This window comes from Flavobacterium artemisiae, assembly GCF_042678225.1.
GTDB classification, from domain to species: Bacteria; Bacteroidota; Bacteroidia; order Flavobacteriales; family Flavobacteriaceae; genus Flavobacterium; species Flavobacterium artemisiae.
This window is the reverse complement of the sequence record NZ_JBHUDZ010000016.1, coordinates 23,447-42,832: the sequence shown is the minus strand read 5'-3', so window position 1 is coordinate 42,832 and position 19,386 is coordinate 23,447. Positions and strand designations below refer to the sequence as shown.

General features: G+C 34.7%; 10 protein-coding genes. All 10 read right to left on the bottom strand.

Going from position 1 to position 19,386, the window contains the following annotated elements; translation table 11 throughout:
* Nucleotides 1–11: 11 nt before the first annotated feature.
* Nucleotides 12–1,316 carry an ATP-binding protein gene (locus ACFSC2_RS16750; RefSeq protein ID WP_379815483.1) on the bottom strand — a complete coding sequence of 435 codons (1,305 nt, stop codon included), beginning with the start codon at nt 1,314–1,316 and terminating at the stop codon, nt 12–14.
* Between the two features lie 5 nt (nt 1,317–1,321).
* Nucleotides 1,322–2,137, bottom strand: a complete 816-nt coding sequence (locus ACFSC2_RS16745) for a peptidoglycan-binding protein (protein ID WP_379815482.1) — start codon at nt 2,135–2,137, stop codon at nt 1,322–1,324.
* A gap of 96 nt (nt 2,138–2,233) precedes the next feature.
* On the bottom strand, nt 2,234–2,800 hold the full coding sequence (locus tag ACFSC2_RS16740; RefSeq protein WP_379815481.1) for a hypothetical protein: 567 nt from the start codon (nt 2,798–2,800) through the stop codon (nt 2,234–2,236).
* A 5-nt stretch (nt 2,801–2,805) separates the two neighbouring features.
* The gene (locus ACFSC2_RS16735) at nt 2,806–3,765 is read right to left on the bottom strand and encodes a tetratricopeptide repeat protein (RefSeq protein WP_379815480.1); all 960 of its coding nucleotides are present in this window, start codon (nt 3,763–3,765) and stop codon (nt 2,806–2,808) included.
* 16 nt (nt 3,766–3,781) lie between these two features.
* Nucleotides 3,782–7,477: an eCIS core domain-containing protein gene (locus ACFSC2_RS16730; RefSeq protein WP_379815479.1), complete on the bottom strand. Its 3,696-nt coding sequence runs from the start codon at nt 7,475–7,477 to the stop codon at nt 3,782–3,784.
* Nucleotides 7,478–7,495: 18 nt separating this feature from the next.
* Nucleotides 7,496–9,028, bottom strand: coding sequence for an eCIS core domain-containing protein (locus ACFSC2_RS16725; RefSeq protein ID WP_379815478.1), 1,533 nt, complete (start codon nt 9,026–9,028; stop codon nt 7,496–7,498).
* Nucleotides 9,029–9,041: 13 nt separating this feature from the next.
* Nucleotides 9,042–10,571 carry a contractile injection system tape measure protein gene (locus tag ACFSC2_RS16720; RefSeq protein WP_379815477.1) on the bottom strand — a complete coding sequence of 510 codons (1,530 nt, stop codon included), beginning with the start codon at nt 10,569–10,571 and terminating at the stop codon, nt 9,042–9,044.
* A 211-nt stretch (nt 10,572–10,782) separates the two neighbouring features.
* On the bottom strand, nt 10,783–13,473 hold the full coding sequence (locus ACFSC2_RS16715) for a hypothetical protein (protein WP_379815476.1): 2,691 nt from the start codon (nt 13,471–13,473) through the stop codon (nt 10,783–10,785).
* Between the two features lie 12 nt (nt 13,474–13,485).
* Nucleotides 13,486–16,233 carry a hypothetical protein gene (locus tag ACFSC2_RS16710; RefSeq protein ID WP_379815475.1) on the bottom strand — a complete coding sequence of 916 codons (2,748 nt, stop codon included), beginning with the start codon at nt 16,231–16,233 and terminating at the stop codon, nt 13,486–13,488.
* Nucleotides 16,221–19,379: a baseplate J/gp47 family protein gene (locus tag ACFSC2_RS16705; protein WP_379815474.1), complete on the bottom strand. Its 3,159-nt coding sequence runs from the start codon at nt 19,377–19,379 to the stop codon at nt 16,221–16,223. The genes ACFSC2_RS16710 and ACFSC2_RS16705 overlap by 13 nt, the downstream gene beginning before the upstream one ends.
* Between the last annotated feature and the right edge of the window lie 7 nt (nt 19,380–19,386).

Genomic DNA, 19,386 nt, shown 5'->3' with positions numbered 1-19,386 from the left:
ATTTTAAAGCATTACATCATTTTTCCTTCTTTGGCATATTCTTTTTTAATGCCTTGAATAAGATGATCCAGTTTTATACTTTCGTTTTCGTCTTCAAGAGTTCGCAAACAAGCGTATTGTATAATATTTACAATATTGGCGCCTGTTATATCGTATTTTTTTGAGAGTTCATTTAAGTTGACATCTTCTGCAATTTGGATTCCTTTTGGAAGATTATTTTTCCACAATTGCAGGCGTTCGCCGTATGAGGGAACTTCAAATTCAATAATCGATTGAAATCTTCTGGTAAAAGCCGTATCGATATTAGTTTTAAAATTGGAAGCCAAAATAACCAATCCAGGATGATTTTCAATACGCTGCAGTAAATACGAAACTTCTTGATTGGCATATTTGTCGTGCGCATCTCTTACGTTGGTTCTTTTTCCGAAAACGGCATCGGCTTCATCAAAAAACAAAATCCAGTCTTTGTCCGTGGCTTTGTCAAATAAGGAAGAGAGATTCTTTTCGGTTTCTCCAATGTATTTCGAAATCACCATGGACAAATCAATTCTATAAACATCTCTTTTAGTATACTTTCCTAATAAAGAAGCTGTAAGTGTTTTCCCCGTTCCCGGTGCTCCATAAAACATCACTCTAAAACCGGGTTTTATCTTAGATTTCATATTCCATTCATGAAGCAGAATATCATTAAACTTGAGCCACGTTTCTATTTCTTTTATCTGATTTAAAGTGGAAGTATTGAGAACCAAATCTTCCCAATCTAATTGCGTTTCAATTAATTGAGCTGGGAAAATACTGCTGAGTTGTGGTTTTAAAATTTTTCCTGTAATGAATTTTTCGATGTATTCGTCTTCCAGAATCAGGAGACCGCTTAGTTTTGGTTCGCCGTTTGGAACAGATTCTATTTTAATAATTCCCTTTTGATATAAAAAAGAATCATTATGAAGAAAATTATAAAATAAAACTCTTTTATCAAGATCACTGCCTCCAATTAAAAACTGAGCCGTTTCGCCAGTGGGCAAAATGCCACGATGATTTTTGGTTTTGATGCCTCCAAATTCTGGTAATTCACCGCCATTCGGAAGATATTCAGCAATAATCGAACTCAAAAAATCAGGCTTTATATGTGGTGCAAAAGCTAGTGCTAAAAGTAAAAGATCAATTTCGCTTAGATTATTTTCTATAATAAATTCGTTCATAAAACCATTTGCATCAACTTGATCCAAAACAGGTTTTTCTATCGGATTATCAGCTTGAAAAAGAATATCAAGCTGATACACGAATTGGTTTTTAAGATAAGTGAAGACATTTTCCATTTTATTTAAAGTAAAGGTGCTATTGAAAAGAAGTCGATTTTAGATTGCTTATAGTTTCTCATTCTGTTCATTACGGCATTTCCGTTATGAGAACCATCGGCATTTGTATTTCCTTCTATTGTTTCGATAATGTCGCCGTTAACCGCCGTTACAATTCCCGTATGAAACCAATCGTTGGTCGTTTTTTGAATCAGAAAGATATCGCCAGGTTTGATTATTGAAGGATTGGTTCTTGCTGTCTGATAACGAGTTAATAATTTTTTCTGAAGTCCAGTCACGCCAACAGTATCACAACTGTAGGTGAGAGGCATTAAAGTTTTAAAATTTTTTCCCTGTATAGAAGCGGCCTGATCTATAATTGCCTGTACAAATCCCATGCACCAAAACCAATCGGTTCCCTCGTGTCCGTCCATATAACTGCGAACCCAAGGGCCGGTGTTGCTTTGATTGTGAATGACTAGTTCGTAGGGATGATTTTTAAGATGGTTTTGAGCCGTATTTACAATTAATTCTCTTAAATTATTTCCAGAAACGGGACTTTCAAATGCTTTTTTAAGCGGAGAAGAAAGTGTACTAAACAGCTTTTGATCGACAATTCCGTTTTGAGAAATATTATGAAATTTTTGAAAATTAATGACCGCTTTTTCAGTTGCAGGACCAAAATCACCGTCGATGCCCGTTGCCGTTCCTGTATTCGGATTTTGCATCGCGAATAAATTTAACCAGGACTGAATTTTTTCGACATCCTTTTTGTTATTTGCTCCATTTCGTTGCTGTGTATTTTTAATAATCAATTCTTTTTGGTAAAATGTTTTTTGCATGACTAAAGTTTTTAAATGTTATAAAAATTAGCTTGGAATATTTTTTAGAACTTAAAATTTGACAGGCGTAGAAGAGAGGTAAGGAGGTTTCTATTTCTAAAGCGTTTTTAAATATATTATGAGTGTATTTTTGACATTCATATCGATACTATCATCGATATAAGAAATTACAGAAAGCCGATATTCATTTTTATAAGTCCAAGAATAGGATTTATAATTTTGATAAGGCTGATTAAAAGGATCGCTGTTTTTTTCTAAAGACGGTGCTTCATTAAACAAAGCTGTAAAATGAGCCACAATTTTATCTAGTGTATGGAGAAAAACTTTGGAGTATTTTTGAATTTTATTATTTACCAGCATATCGCTGAATTCCTGATAATTTTCGCTTCCTTCTTTTTTCCAATAAAAATCGGGATAGCTTATAAAATAAAGACTTATCTGTGTTACTTTACTGGTACTTTCGATAAAGTTGTAATAAACAGTAATTTCTTCCATTTCACCAACTTCATAGAAATAACTCAAAAAAGGATTATTATATAAATTTTCCTCAGTCGGTGTGCCTTCTTTTTGGCGAACATCATTTATAGTATCTCCAATTTTAATTCCTCTAAAGAAAATATCATTAGTTTTGATAATTTCATTGAATAATTCGTTGTCAGCCATTTTTTTTAGATTTGAATTAATAGTTCTTTCGCCTTAGCGGTATAAGGATTTTCTGTTTTGATTAATCGTTCTAAAAGTTCAATTCCTTTTTGCTTGGTTTCGTATTTAGAAATATAAATACCGCCCAAGTAATAAATTGCTTTTAGATTGCTGCTGTCATTTTTTAAAACAAACTTAAAGTCAGAAACTGCCTCTTTTTCTCTTTTACTTCCTAATAAAACAACCGCTTTGTTGACTCTCACAGCATTATTTTTTGGATTTTGCTGTAATGCTTCATTCCAATATGCTATTGCTTGTTCCAGATTGTTCAAGGTCATGCTTATTGTTCCGGCAAGTTCCAATGCGTTTTCCCAACTATTGTGGAACTCTAAACTGGTTTCTATTGCTTTTTGAGCCAGATTAAAATTTTTGTTTTTAAAATGAATGTAAGCGGTATAATACCAAACTTCGTGTTCTAAGTCTTCCTGAAGGCTTGCCAATTGTAGTATATCCAGAGCTTCCTGATAAAACTCTTTTCGGATGTAATTTTTTGCCAGCTGAATTTTGAACGATACATCAATACTAATCTGCACAATTACTTTAGAAAGGGTTTCTATTGCTTTATCAATCTGATTAGTAAATTCATACAAAGCAATCAGACTTTTCCACGCCATGATGTCGTCTTTTCTGAGACTGATTTTATAATAGTTCTCGGCCTCGTCATATCTATTTTGATACACTAAGCTGTGGCCAAGATTTAAGGCATAAGTTGGATTTTGAGATTGGTTGTACGCTTGTAAAAAAGAATTTTCAGCTTCCTTGAATTTTTCTTCCTGAAGATATAAAAGTCCTAAATTATTAAGCGTTACCGCATTGTTGGAGTCTATTGTAAGTACTTCAAAATAACTGTTTTTTGCTTTTTCAAAATCATTATTTAAAAAATGTTTTACTCCTTTGTTATTGATTTCTTTAGTATCTGCAGTCATAATTTTATTTTTTTAATTAATCAAAAAGATCGTCTTTAATATCTGAGGCTAAACTTTTGGCGGTATCTATCACATCGATTTCTGGATAGATCACCTCTAAATCATCAAATGAAATATCAAATGGTTCGCCTTCTTGATAATGAATAGGGAAGACAAGACCGAATTGAATATCTGGTCCCCAGCTGAAAGAAGCCAGATTGTATCTCCAGGTTTCGGATATTGAGAACCATCCAATTCCTAGACTGGCGCGGGCGAAGGCATTAATATCAAAAACAAATTTTGGATTTACTGTGATATGACCTTCAGCATCTAACGCCAATCCAGTTTGCGGACTCCAGTTCACGTCTACAGAAGCGCCTGCTTCTCCTTCAAGTCCTAAAGTTCCCGCCAGTTCGATGCCGCCGGAAAGACTTGCAATACCTACACTTAAGCCCAAACCTAAATCGCCGTGTAATGTTAATCCAGCATCGGCAGGAATAGCAAATTCTCCGTGACCGTTTATTGTCGTTTCTTCTTCGTGTTCTGGGTTATAGGTGATTTCGGCAGACAAGTTTCTTAATTGTCCAGGTCCAAATCCTGCCGTAAAATCCAAACCGCCGCCTATCTGAGCCACTAATCCTAAACTTCTTGGCCCAAGTGGAATGGCAAACAGTGGAATTTCAATTGTCGGCACCGTAAATAAATTGCGGTCAATCTGTTTTCTAGGGAAAACATCGTAAGTATCTGTAGCAAGTCGGGCAGTAACCTCCATTTCACCATTTGGTAAAAATTTAACGCCTGCCGTTGCTGCCAGCCAAGGAGTAAGCTGCAACGTAAGTGTACCGCCGCCATAAACCCTCATTGTATCGTCTGGTTCTCCCGAAGGCTGACCGTCTTCTCCGATCGTTCTGTTTGTAGCACCTACGGTAACCGAACCGCTTAACATTCCTCTTGAATAATCTGCCGATCCTGCTAATGTTAATGCGCCATTATCGTAAGTTACAGTCAATGATGAATTTATTCCCGGAATATTGGGTTGTGCAGTACCAGAAACACGAACATTATAGCCTTCGTCTCCATTTTGTTTTGAAATGGTTGCTGAAACACTTCCGCCTCTGATACCTGGAATATCATTTCGCAATTGAAATTCACCGCCAATTGAAAAACCGTCATTGTTGTATGTCGCCTGCATATTCCCGCGTTGAATTCCCGGAATATCAAGTTCTGCATCTCCTGTGGCTGTAAAGGTGTTTTCGCTGTAAGTAGCGTTAATAGTGGCTCTTTTTACACCTCTTACTTTTCCTTCCGGAATACCTATTGTACCGCCAATCGTAAAAATATCATTGGCATACGTTACTTCAATTGAGGCTGGATCAAATAATGAAGAATCAAAATTAAAACCGCCTGCTAATGCAAAACCGCTTTCTGTGGTAACGCTTCCGCGTAAAAAACCGTCGCCGACATTTTGGATTTTAAAGTTCATTTCTCCTGTTAATCCAAATCCGGCTGTACCAGCAAAAACTTCCAATGAAGTATTGGTAACTTCAAAAGGAGCAGGGAAGCTGAAGTCACTTTTTTTGAATAGTTTACGAATTCTGGCGCCAGTTTCATCAATTACAACTTCGATATTGGCATTCCTGATTAATGGAACTGAAGGCGCAATCGAACCCGTAGCGCTTAATCCAATATCATCATCAAGCGTAGCCTGATTAAGCGTAATTGGACTCATGTGCTTGAATTCGAGTGCGTGCAGACAGGCTTGCAAAACGGAACTTGGCTCAATATAACCGCCATATGAAACTCCTGCCATAGGTCGTATAGTAAAGGCAAGATTGGTTTTTTCTCTAATCATTCCCGTAGATCCTGGAAAAGCGGTACAGATAACAGATCCCGTTCCTCCAAAATTTCCTTCTCCAGATGTTGAGTTGTAAATAATGGTATTAACAAATAAACCAGCACCGCCTCTTTTACCTAAACGAAGGTTTAAACCATCTTTACGGCCTGCAGTTTTAGACTGCTCATCCCATGGAATTTTTATAGGAAGACCTCCTGTCAAACCAGTATAAAAGATCAATTCATCAGGACTTCCTCTTAGCCCAGCTGCATCTACTTCAGCTTCAGTTAAAAATTTTAAGCCTGCCAAATGTGCTCCAGCTTGTATTTGCGGTAAGTCCCAGTTTACGTTAGGTTCTCCATTTATATCGATAGAACTATCGGCCACAACACCATTTTCTACTACAATATCGTAATTGTCTTTTACGGCGTCTACATCTGCCGGAGGATCAATCAAACTGCTTCGCCCAAGAGTTAAAAGCTGCTCAATGGTTTGATTTTTTTTGACATTAATATTTGATCCAGAAGACCTATTGGCAGAAGATTCGAGCATCCACATATTATTAGTGTCGGTTTCGCCTCCTCCAAGCTGTATTTCTCGTTTATGATCTACATCATGAGGTTTAAATTCACCATTTGCTTTCCAGAAAGGTCTTGAAGCTCTTCTCTTAATGGTGTCTATACTTCCAAAAATAACTCCCGAAGCTCCGCCGCTTGCAGCTCTTCTGGTGCCGCCTCCTTTTAAGGTAAGGTAGAAAATTTGTTCACCATTAAATTGCAGATTTGGTGCATTTTGTGAGGCGGCATAAGTGTTAAATTGCGTAGTAAAACCTGTGCCAGACATTGCAGCATTTTCCCATTCAGGAATATGATTGTCATTTCTAGGAAATCCTCCTTTTGGAATTGTGAATCGGGCAGAGGGACCAAATGTAGCTTTAAAACCGGGAACTTTTAGATTGGGTACAGTAAATGTTTTTGCCGTCGTATTTATCGTTCCTTTTCCGTTTGGATCTACATATTCGCTGGTAGGAGCGGGCGCTGAAACTGTTGGAGTTGCAGTTTCTGTTTTCTGAATCATTTTGGTTTGTACTGCACTAGCACCTTGTTGAACGGTATGTGTCAATTCATGCGCCAAAAGATGTTTTCCATCTGTAGAATTAGGATTGTATTTTCCTTCATTAAAATAAATATCATTACCGCTCGCAAATGCCTGAGAGCCTAATTCTTTGTTCATTTGAACAGCATTCGAATCGTTGTGAATTTTTACGCTGCTAAAATCAGCACCAAAACCCGATTCCATTTCGTTTTTTACGGGTTCTGCAACTGCAGATCCGCTGCCTTTGCTTCGGTTCAAATTACTCTCAAAATTAGAATTGTTAACGGGGTTAGCATCAGTAGCCGCGCTCATTTGCAGTTCTTTCTCGTCTTCTTTAGATTGAATTTCCTCTTCTTCTTTTGCCTGAATTTCCTCGTCGACTTTTTTTAATTGTACTACAGGTTTTGCAGCAACAGTTTTTTCGGCAGTTTTAGTATTTTCTGGAACGGCGTTTTCGGTTTTGTTTTGAACGGTTTCATCCTTTTCTGTTTTTAATCTGATAACAGGAGTAATAGATTCAGACAAAGGTTTTTCTTGAATGGCATTTTCTTTTTCTTCCTTTTTTTCAGGTTTATTTGATTTTTTTTGAACTGTCGGAGACGGACTAAAAAACGATTCGTTCGAATTGTTTTTAGTATTCGATACTATTTTATCAGCCGTTCTATCAGCTTCAACTTCATATTTATCATTCGGTTTGCCAACGTTTAGTTTTGCTTGAACGCCAAAAAAATCCTCTCCCTGTCTGGAATTAAAAGCAGACGGACTAGAAGGATTTGATTTTGATTTTTGGTTGAAGGCTGACATAAATTGTTATTTGAAATATTACTTTTTTCTTTGTTTTGTTCCAATTCCTGAAAAAGCATCCGCTCCACATTTTGGTGATGTTGAAATTATTAAATGGTAAATACCCGGCTTTGGCGCTATAAATACCAAAGTGACACTTTTGCCAACCGAAAGCGCTCCTTTTTGAAAACTTTTTCCAGAAGAATCAGTAATTTCAACATTATAAGTCGGACAGTAATTTTCGGTTCCATTTTTGGTGGTTGCCAGTACAATTGAAAAAGTTTTGCAATCAGCGTCTGCTTCTAATGTTTGGATAGCAACCGGTTCAGATGAAAAAGTGAAAGTTTCCAGAGGACCGCAATTTTTTTTCTTTGGTGGTTTTTTCTTTTTATCCTTGTCTTTTCCTTTTCCTTTCCCTTTTCCTCTGCCAACATAAATATCATCTAATCGTCCAATGGTTTGCACACCAACTACGCCATCATTGGCCAAGTCATTATCGGATTGAAAATTTATAACAGCGGCTCTTGTTTCACTTCCAAAATCGCCATCAGCGCCAAATTTTGGGAGTTTATAGCCCAAATCCATTAAACCAGACTGAACTTTTTTTACAGATTCTCCTTTTGATCCTGTAGTAAGGTAACCTAAGTCGTCATGAGCCTGTTCTAATTTAAAATCACCTTTGAAGCGAGGAGATTCTAAATCCTCGGAAGTGACAGCTCCGTTTGGATCAACAGATTTTTGAACGGCACCAGTCTGCTGAATCGTATGCGTAAGTTCATGCGCCAGTAAATGTTTACCTTCTTTAGAATCAGGATTGTATTTGTTTTTATTAAAATAAACGTCATTTCCGTTGGTAAAAGCTTGAGCTCCCAATTCTTCGCTCATTTGTACTGCATTAGAATCGGTATGGATTTTTACATTACTAAAATCGTTTCCAAAACCAGTTTCCATTTCTTGTTTTGTCTTTTTGTCCAAACCGCTTCCGCCGCCTTTAGAATTGTTTAATTTTCCTTCTAGTTCATTGTCTTGGATTTCACTTTCGCCATTTTGTTCTTTTTTCTGTACCTGTTCTTCTTTTTCGCATTCAGCACATTTTTGAACCTGTTCTTCTTTTTCCTCTTTCTTCTGAACCGGTTTTTCTTCTTCGTTCTCTTTTTTCTGCACAGGTTCTTTCTCTTCTTCCTTGCCTTTTTTCTGAACCGGCTTTTCTTCTTCTTTTTTATCGGATTTCTTTTGTACAGGTTCTTTCTCGTCTTCCTTACCTTTTTTCTGAACTGGTTTTTCCTCTTCTTTTTTATCAGATTTCTTTTGTACAGGCCCTTTTTCTTCTTTAATGTCTTTATTCTGAACAGAAGTAATAGTTTCCGAAATCGGTTTTTGCTGGACTTCTTCTTTACTCTGCAAAAGCCCGCCACGAGACGAATTGTTGTTTACAACTTTATCTGCAACGCGGTCTGCTTCAACTTCAAATTGATCGCCTGCCGTTCCTGTTTTTATTTTTTTCTGAATTTTTGGTCCGAAAAAAGTAGAAGAGGAATGTTTTTCTGTTTTTCTATTTTCAAAAGCTCTCATAATTTTATATTTATTACCATTGGGTATAAATTAATTTGTCGATCCACGGAATTTTGACAATGCTGATATTCCACGGAATTTTTTCTAATAAAAGATCCTGCGTTTTTCGTTCAATTGTTAGTTTCGGACTCGATTCGCTCCAATCTAATTTTCCTTCTCTTTGTAGAAATTCGCTTCTCAAAACTGCCGTAGAAGTATTTTTTAAGGCGGACCAGTGTTCAACGACAGCGTTCAGCATTTCTTCTATGTGCTTTTTGTGTTCATCATCAATTTTTATTTCTCTTTTGATGGATTCGCTTAGCGGAATTCCGCATAAAAATTTTTCAAAAAGCATTGTATGTTCATAATCATTTTCTTTTTTTGTGGCGGCATAATGCAATAAATGTGCAGCGAGTTCTTTGTTTACGATCGAATTGTTATCATCAATTAAATCACAGTTTTTAAACAAATCTTTTATAAAAGGATGCAGTATAATTAAACCAGCATTTTGGACATAGCAGGATTTTGAATTAAAACCTTCATCAACATCAAAATCTGCGTTAATTTTCAGTTCATTATTTAATATATTTTCTGATTTCAGATCACTTTTAATTCCTACTTTTGGATTTTCTTTTGAAGTAATTTGTTCTTGTTTTGTTGACGTTTCCGTGCTTTTTTCGATTGAAACATCATTATATTTGATTTTGATTTTCTTTAAATCTTCTTCTTTTAATTCTGGATTGGAGAATTCTTTTATGCTTTTAATAAACAGCTCAAAAGAAATTTTCTTTGCAGAAAAAAAAGATTTGTTTTCATAATAATAGGAGATAGGAGCAGACTTTTGCTGCTTATTCCAAACTTCAAAAATCATCTTCCAGAAAGAAGCTTTAAAATGATGTGATTGGTTTTCTATTATTTTTAAGATCTTATTTGCAGCAAGTTTTTCCTGATTTGTATTTGAAGCTGCACTAGAAAAAACACTGCCCAAAAGAGCAATCTGATAATTAGAAAACTGATTTACGATTCTATCCTGAACTTTTTTCTTCATTATGAGTTGTTGATATGAATTTTTAAAATTTTGATTTTGAATTTCATCAAAAGAAATATTTTCAAAAAATGAAATCTCTTCCATTTGTGTAATCCACCAAGGCATGTTTCCGTTTTCTATAAAATGAAGCAGCGTTTTGATTTGTTTATCTTTTGGAGAAACCACAAGCATTTCAGAATTTACATTGGCAGTTTTATTTTGGATCTTATTTTCAAATTCTGAAAATGTTTTTCGAACTTCTTTTTCGATTTGGGTTTTTATATCATTTTTCGTTTCAATATTAAAGAGCGAAAAGTCATTTTTTGGGTTTTGAGAATCGATAGTAAAATTTAATTTTTCTATTTGAACTATTTGGTTATCAATATTTTTAACAGAACTAAAATGCTTTTCCAGTATAGGAAATACTTCATTTTGAAGAAACACAGCAAGATTATTTTTGATAGAATCAGCCGTCTTTATTGAGGTTGTATCTATTTCTAAAAAAACTTTTTGAATACTATGCAAATTTTCTTTCATTTTATTTGGTATTAAAAAAAATATTTCTATCTTTGGTACTTCCATTAGGGAATACTGGGTCATGGTTCTGTTGTTTGCTGGTGTTTAGTTCGTGTAGTGGTAGTCAATACTTCTTTTCTCGTTTCTGTTCATTTGTTCTCGATAGTTTTAAGCACCCCTTATAAGCTTCAGACCCGCTAGCTTTATTTGGTCTGAAGCTTTTCTGTTTTTATCAGCTAATCTTAACAAAGATTCCTTCTGTTGGTTTCTGTAAATAAAACTCCGCTTTTCCAGCATACATACTCATCACACTAGCAAATTGACTTACGCTTACAGCAACAGTAGGATTGATATGAATCATGTATTTACTTACGCGATCTTCATTGTGTAATTTTCTTCTCAGATTGATAAACAAAACCAAATCATCATTAGTGTTTTTTGAATTGGCTGTATAATAATTGTACATGGTGCTGTTTACCCAATTGCCGTTTGTCCAATCGCCGCCAATATAGATATCCGTAAGTTTTGGATTAATTTGACGAATATGACCCACAATATCTCGTAATTCCTGCGCCACAGTTTTATCTTGTGTAGCGCTTGGAATGTTTTCAAACTGCTGAAAAGTTTCTATAAATCTTTGGAATTTAGAAGTAACTTCATGTTTTATCAGACGTCTTCTCAATCTTTCCCATTTTCTCCAGTCTTCATTAAATTTACCGTAATCATCATCTTTATCAATTGGATCGTAAAGACTATGAATTTTTTTGTAAATATTTTGATTGTGTGCATTGATAATCGAACAAGTAATTCCTGTTGTACGATAAACTTTGCCGCCTCTTAAAATGCCGTTTTCGGTAAACAAATAAACCGGATTTACTGTTTTCTGTGAAATATCCTGAACCTCAAACTCAAATTTATCTTTATCAAGTTTCATGATTTTGAGTTTCTTTTCTTCTTCAATAAAATCAAACAAAAGTCCTGTTGGAAATTGTTTATTAAGCGTTTCCATTACAACATGAAGTCGGCGTGTTAATATATCAGTTAATGGAATCCTGATTATTACTGGTTTTGTAATAAGATTTACACCATTAATACTGTATTTTCGAATACTCAACGCATAATGTGTCGGCATTCCTTTTACTCGGCTTTGTGTGCCTTTAATACTTCTTGATAGATTATTAATATATTTTAATGAACTGATCCAAGGATACATGCATTGTACAATGGTACAGCATCCGAGTCCGCTGTCTGGATTTATTTTTCCGTCAATAGCAAAATCGGTTATAAACGTTGGTCCCGATTTTAGTAATAATAAAGTGCCGCCTTTTTTTACGCCGCCTTTATGTTCAAAAGAATAATTGGTGTTGAAAAGCACTTTTAAATCGGCTGCGTTTTCGGAAATATCCAGGATATAAAAATCAAAGTCCAATCCGAATTCTATTCTCTTTGAAGTTAAAAATGTTAGAACATCTTCAACACTGTCATTTAAATAACCTTCGATACGATAAAAATCAAAATCGCTGCTGCAAAAGCTCAAAGGCGTTCTGATGTAATCGTTGTTAACTAAATTGTTGGTATGATAGCTAAAATTGGCTTGATGATTATAAAGACTGCTTTTTTCGAAATCCCACGCGTGCAGTAAATTATCATCAACATTATAGTAATACGGAACCGATTTTGTTCCTAATTTACCAGTTGTTCTAGAAGGCGTAATTTTGATAGTATTTGCCGTTACCTGATAATTATCCAGCATACTTTTAAGTCTTCTGACCAAAGAATCAAAATTGTTCACTGTTTTGTTTTGGTCTAAAACAGAAGATTTATAAAATTGATGTCTATAGTTTTTGTAACGATTATTATCTTCTACAATTCCCAAAAGCAAATGTTTAGAAAAAGAGCCAATTGGAGGATTGCACTCTGTTTTGAGCTGTATAAAAAGATCTTTTAATTCTTTATAAGTTGCCACAACATCTTTAAGCAAATCATATCTGTAATGAATATCTGTTGGAATATTATTCGTGTCAACAATAAACAACGCATTGATACGATTTGTAATGGCTGTTATTTGAGATGCATACCCGAATTGCGAAAGAATAGTCGCCAAATTGGTAATTAATTCTACTCGAAAAACCGCATCGTTTACTACTGTGCTGAAAAGCTGTTTGATCTGATTGGTTGTTGACGTACTGTTAAAAGTCGGAATTACTTTTTTTACACCCATTTCCTCGAGTGTGCTGTATTTTTCGAAAAGATCATATTTATTAAATAAACTGTCTTTTTCTGGAAAACCATTTTTACCAATAATACTGTCTGCACTTGCTTTGGTAACAAGTAAAACCCTGATAGTAAAGATTTCTTCGCCGCCTTTATTAGAACAGTCAATATCGTCGCACAGCGATGCATCTTTAGTATAATTTTCAAGATATAAGACTACAACATGATCTTTTAAATTTGGAAAACTAGTTAAAGGTAATTCGCCGCTGTCTAATGGCGCAGCAGGAATTTTTTCAGGCAGTAATTCCCACATTGGCAACATTTCATTGCCTGTTTTTATAAATGGCGTATATTTTCCTTTATCATTATCAAACAAGCGATAGGATTTATAATTAATCGACGGAAAATTTACTTCAAACAACTTTTGTTTGATTTTTTCGGCTTGAGCTTTATCGGTTTCTTTTTTTAATTTGATTAAATCGCCATCTGTCGTGATTCCGGTTCCTTGTGTTATCGTTACGGTATTGTAGCCCGCATTGGTCGAAACCTGAAACCCACAGAAAATCCCTGTACCGGTAAGATATAATCTGTTTAATCTGTTTTGGTCATCAAAATAATCAATAGTCTCGTTGAGCTGATAGTGCGTTAACACTTGATCCTCTACATAACTATGATAATGCCCTGTAATGGTGGAAAGTTTTGCTGCCATGACCTTGTATTTTTATAATGTTCCTAAATTTGTTCTTCCTAATACTATTTTTCCTGAAATTGTTTCTTCTTCATCAACACAATTGTACAATGTGCCGGTTGGATAAATAGAGTTTAATTTTGATAATGATTTGATGAATGGAGGTAAAGCATCTTGTTTGCCTTTGGTTTTATCTAGTAGAAAATTTTTAAAACCTTTTTCAAAATCCATTAAATCATTGTCTTTCGCGGTAATGTGATCTTTTCTGTAACCAATCCAGCAGATTTTGCCCAAAATATGAGATGGAATTTCCTGCCGAATTACATTTTCGGCAAAATTTCTAAAATCGACATCGGCAAATCGAAAAGTATATCCCGGTAAAACCACACTGATTTTAAACGAATAAGGATTCGGGATACAACAGTCTTCTGCACAATCTTCTACACATATTGGCATATAGTAGCTTTCGTCGATAACTTGATTTTGGTCTGGAACCAAGAGAATATGTTCAACGAGAAAGATTCCTTCGTCACTGAATTCTTCTTTAAAAAAAGTAAGCAGATCGAGCATCGCCGTTTTTACTTCTTCTAAAGTATTATGCAATTTGTACTGACGCGCGATTATCCTGTCTGGATTACTTTCATTGTCAGCTAATTCTGGATTGATGATATGAAACGAAAACTTATCAGTATCGGATTCTATTACTTCAAAAGTGTTGATTATGGTATTTTTAAAAGCGATTCCGTTGTTTCTGTTTCGAATTAATTTTTCAAATTCATGTTCGATTTCTTTTTCGGTGGTTTCATAAATCTTCAAGATTGCAAAATACATTTCCTTAATTGCACTCGATTGATTATCATAATCTTCTGTTGCTGATAGAATGATTTTATTGGCGCTGTTTTTAATTCTCCATTTAAAAGTCTTTGGCAGTGATCCTGGATTTGGATCGTAAAACTGTACAAATAAATTGGATATATTTTTTCTCTTGATTCCTCTTTTTCCTGTAACTGGACTTCTGTCGCCTTTGATTCCTAATAAACCAGCAATACGATTTTCTAAACCTGTTACGTTAAACGTATTCCAGAGATTGGAAGCAGGTTGTTTAAAATAATTGAAAGCACTGCCGCGTTGTGAACTTATGGTATCGTAATTAATTAAAAAATCAGATTTATTTTGAAGTACAATTTCATCAGATGCAGCGCCGTAAAGCGATTTCATCAAAAAAGCATATTCGGCAAAACGTTCAGCGAATCGCGCAATAAGATGATCTTTTATCTGATTTTGTCTTTTTACAGCATCGTCTAAATGACCAAACAAAGATTCGTCTAGTTTTTTTTCTGTAGAAGAAAGATAAGCTTCACTTACAATTTCACTAAAACCCGTCATGTCAGAAATTGCCTGAGTAAAATAGGTATTCGTTAGATTGTTATTAATAGAAAGCAATTCTTTGATGTTGCTCAAATGTTTGAAATAACTCGCCAGAATTTGATCAAAAAACAAAAGATAACCTTTGAGTTGTTTGGCTTTAGCTTTTCGTTCCGGGCTTGCCGATTCAGAAAGTCCGATTTCGCCAATACCATAGTTTTCAGGAAAGTTATTGGCAACACTTGTATAAAAATCAGATTCTACAATTTGACCTCTTGGAATTTTTATTTCTCTGTTTTCAGACGCATATTGCTGTGAATACGCAAGATCTTCTCTTAGTTCTTCCAGATAATTTTTGGCTTTAACTTTATTAACTGTAACGGGAAGATATCCTTTGCTGAAATTCAAAGTACTTTTGTAACAAAGACTTGGCTTTTTATTGGCGGGAATGCAGATATTCCAGACACTTCCTTCTGAGTCTATGGCTTCGCAATTGTTCAGCGAAATATCTTTAATGACTTTCACACCTTCAATTCCCATAATAATCTGCATGATATCAGAAAGACGTACTTCGGTTTTTAGCGCCGAATTTTCGAGTTCAGCAGTATCAATGAAACCGTTATCCAGAAAAGGACCTTCGTAAATTTCATCGCTTGCATACCCTTTTTCAAACATTTCAGCCAAAGAATAGCGTTTGATAGAAGGAGAAAGGTATTTTTCTAATTCTAAAGTAATTAAAGCATGAATGTATTCTTCGTTGGCTTCTGGCTCCAGTTCTATTAAAGCACAAACGGCAATCGGGTGAATTTCAATTTCTTTTACTTCAAGAATATCTTCGCAAAGGTTTCTGTTTTCATGAAATTTTTCGATTATTTTATTTTTGAGCGATTTTTTTTCTGAAGGCTCAATTGAGGCAAAATCAACTAAAATAGTATAATAACCCCTAATTTCTGACTCTTTGATAAATGTCTCTAATGTACCCGCAAAATCTTCTTTTTTAAGCGAAATTTTTCCTTCTTTACAATTGATATATAATTTTTTAGTTGCTCTTTGAAGCCAGCAGTTTTTGATTTTTTCTGGATCAATGTCGATCACTATTTTTCGATAATCTAAAGCTGTTACAGCTTTTGTTGGCAAAATCTCAGAAGCAGTAAAAAACTGTTCTTCAATTGGTTTAGAATTATTGCTTAATAAATTTTCGATAGGCAGATTAATTCTCATGCCCAAATCGGTGATCGCATAACACAGTACTTCTAAGATCGTGATTCCAGGATCGTGCGTGTTGTAATCTGTCCAGAATTTGCTTCCTAATGATTCAATGTATTCGATTCCTTTTTTTCGAAGAAATTCAAAACTCATATCGTCATTAGAGTTGACGTTTTTCGGGATGCTGATATGTTGGTTTACAGTTGACATTCTTCTTTTGGTTCTATGATTTTGACACTACATTGTTTGACATCGGTACTTAATAAATGGTTTTTTGCTGCAACCAAAATTGATTTCGGATTGGACGGAACAACCATTTTATCGGATAAAGCTCCGTTTTTTAGCAGTTTTACATCTTGTAGATAATCGACGTATCCTAATTTTTCTAAATAATTGATCAGCGAACTAGAGTGAATACTGACTCCAAATGTGATCGGAATATTTTTGTCGAGCGCCCAAGGCGATAAAAATTTGATAATATCAGAGTTTAGCTCCTGCAGATAGAAATTTTCATCGTAACCTGGTTTAAATTTGACTTTCAAATCCACTTTAACTTCTTCGTAATTTGGATTGATGACGTAAGTAGTTACATGAAGTGAGTTCAACTGATCGATATAATTTTTGACTTTATTAAGCAAAGCGGTACTTACACGAGGCTGATAAATATCAAATACATTTTTGTTTACCGTATCAGGAATCACAACCAACGTAATATTTCCGGGCGACTGATACGATTTTTCGCTGGTATGGTTAAGGCATTTTACCTTATATAATTCGGGAAATTTCTGCAATACAATATGTTCGTAATCCCACATTGTAACCGCTCGGTTTTTATGACGAAGACGCTCGCTGATTCTTCTGTAGTATTCCGGATCCGATTCTTCGGGTTTATAATCAAAACTATTGTAAGGCTGTGTAACCGCTTTTACGTTGCTTAAACGCTGGACTAATTTTGAAATAGTTTCGGCTTGCAAACCTGTTTTAAGATGCGATAGATCATTTTGATTGTCTTCAAAAACGGCTAAAACAGCTTGAGAATGTATTCCGATTACTTTGCAGACTACATCAAATTTTTTGTGCATTTTGGCTTTAAGCCAGATATAATTTTTTGGAAGCTTCGTATTGTTTTGAGTTGCCTCTTTTGGAAGACTGAATTTCAAAATTCCAGATTGTAATAAATTGTCGGTTTCATTCAGCAGGATATCGGAATAATTAAGAATGCGCCATTCATTATTTCCTAAAACGGACCATTCTATTTTTTGTTTTCCTGTAAAAGAAGGCGTCAACGGATTTTCACTTCCTTCCAAAACCTGAAATAACAGCGTAATCTGTTCTAATTCCTGTACATTTTCTAAACCAATAAACAATTCGCCGCCTTTGCAATAAGTTGGCATCAAATAAGAATTCTGATTTTCTACAAAGCTTAAAAGTGATTTTAAATAACTGTGTTCTTCAGAATAGCCGAAAGGATGAAGGTGGAATAACTTTGCCGCATTTTTTGTATAAACTGTTTCAAAAGTCTGCGAGCCCGTTTTTATAAAATCAGTTGTTTCAGATGCAGTGTAATTTAAAACTAGATTTTCTGCTAAAGGCGTGTAAGGTTCGTTTGGAACAGCAACATTTTTATCTTCCGTAGAAAGCGCCAATGCATACGATTTGGCATATAAATGATGTAAAAATGAAGTTGCTAATGTTAGTTTTAACTCACCATTTTTTTTGGTGTTGTAACTATTGTTGTTGATATTAAAAGTGGTCTTAAACGGACTTGTTGTTGTAAAAAGAGAAATTCCAGCGTTATAATTCTGCCATATATTGTTGGATAAAATGGCCAGATTATATTTAAAATAATCATTAGAAGTCACAATAGCATTTGCAGGCTGAAAATTAATTCCGTTTAATAAATAACTTCTAAAATTATTGATGCTGATGGTATTTACCGCGGTGCTTTTATACGCTTTGTAATGTTCGACAAAATTCGCAGGCGTATTTTTCCAAAGCAGATCAACACTTAGACTATTCCAGTTTTTAGATAAAGTTTCGTCGTACTTAATATGAAAATTAGAACCAATAACCGGCTGTGTAGAAAAAGGATAAAATGGTTTTGAAGAATTGATAAGACCATTATCATTTTCTAAAACTGTATTGTGAATATTTTGAACATCGATATTGATAGTGAAACTATCTAATCTGTTTTGAGCCAGTGATTTGTACAGGTCATAACCGTTGGCTTTGGTTAAATCCAAATAAAATTTTGCGACAGGAAGATGTGTTGCAAATTCTTCGCCGTATACTTTGGCATCATATCCTGTGATTGCATCTACATTTTCGTCTAACAGAAAAGCAATTTTCATGATTTTTCCGCTGACAGAAGTGGTGTATGCAGCACCTGATTTGATAGGTAATGATGAAGAGATTGCAGGAACATCAAACCATTTTTTTGCTGTTGTTAACTGCAGTCTCAAACATTCTATTATAGATGCTGGAGTTATATTAATATTATTTTGAAAAGTAAAAGAAAATTGTACAGTTCGTTTGCCTTCTGCTAGTAAAAGAATAGGAGAAGCCACGGCAAAACCCAGCACAGCGTTTGAGATGGTATCGTCATCAACAGAACCAAAAGGCCACCATTGTGTATTGTTTTTATCTGGAAATGCTTTTCCAAAACCGTCATAAGAATTGGCGATTGGCCACGCAATTATTTTTTTTGAATTTACGTCATTGTAAACATTTTTTAAAGAGGAAACTATCGTTTTACTGGCGATTAATTCATTAGTAGAAAAATAAGTTCTCGTTTTTCCTGTAGCATCTTTACCGCCGTCAAAGGCAGTTTTGTTTTCAATTTTTTCCTGAATGGCATTTTTAGCCAATTCAAAAATTAAATACACTTTATCGGGATCGGCAGGAAGTTTTTCGATTTTTAAAATTTGGTTGTAATAAAAATCAAGATGTCTTTTGGTCAGGTTATTATATCTTTTTTTACTGTTTTCTAACAGCATCAAAAAAGTTAGAAATAAAGTAAGATGAGGCGTAACTGAAAATTCTTGTTTAGAGGTTTCGATTAAATCAAGAAGTTCTTTTTTTATGCGATCCAGTTTTAATTGATTTTCTACAGATGGTTTTTTATCATTTAGTTGGAAGAAATCAAAAAAAGCTTTCCAATTTTTAGAGGAAGATTCGGGATTAGAAGTGTCAAAATAATTTACAAATTCTGAGAAATTGTAAGCAAATAAGATCCAGTCTGTTAATTCAAAATTATTAAGCTGAATATTTTCGGGATGCAATGCGTTGATATAGCGCTGCTTTTGGTCGCTGCCATTAGAAGTCAAAACGCTCACTATTGTATTACAATTACTCATTTTTCAA

What these genes read in the sequence shown, in the direction of transcription:
- ACFSC2_RS16705 (WP_379815474.1), bottom strand. Translation starts at nt 19,379, where the DNA reads ATGAGTAATTGTAATACAATAGTGAGCGTTTTGACTTCTAATGGCAGC.
- ACFSC2_RS16735 (WP_379815480.1), bottom strand. Translation starts at nt 3,765, where the DNA reads ATGACTGCAGATACTAAAGAAATCAATAACAAAGGAGTAAAACATTTT.
- ACFSC2_RS16715 (WP_379815476.1), bottom strand. Translation starts at nt 13,473, where the DNA reads ATGGCAGCAAAACTTTCCACCATTACAGGGCATTATCATAGTTATGTA.
- ACFSC2_RS16745 (WP_379815482.1), bottom strand. Translation starts at nt 2,137, where the DNA reads ATGCAAAAAACATTTTACCAAAAAGAATTGATTATTAAAAATACACAG.
- ACFSC2_RS16710 (WP_379815475.1), bottom strand. Translation starts at nt 16,233, where the DNA reads ATGTCAACTGTAAACCAACATATCAGCATCCCGAAAAACGTCAACTCT.
- ACFSC2_RS16730 (WP_379815479.1), bottom strand. Translation starts at nt 7,477, where the DNA reads ATGTCAGCCTTCAACCAAAAATCAAAATCAAATCCTTCTAGTCCGTCT.
- ACFSC2_RS16720 (WP_379815477.1), bottom strand. Translation starts at nt 10,571, where the DNA reads ATGAAAGAAAATTTGCATAGTATTCAAAAAGTTTTTTTAGAAATAGAT.
- ACFSC2_RS16750 (WP_379815483.1), bottom strand. Translation starts at nt 1,316, where the DNA reads ATGGAAAATGTCTTCACTTATCTTAAAAACCAATTCGTGTATCAGCTT.
- ACFSC2_RS16740 (WP_379815481.1), bottom strand. Translation starts at nt 2,800, where the DNA reads ATGGCTGACAACGAATTATTCAATGAAATTATCAAAACTAATGATATT.
- ACFSC2_RS16725 (WP_379815478.1), bottom strand. Translation starts at nt 9,028, where the DNA reads ATGAGAGCTTTTGAAAATAGAAAAACAGAAAAACATTCCTCTTCTACT.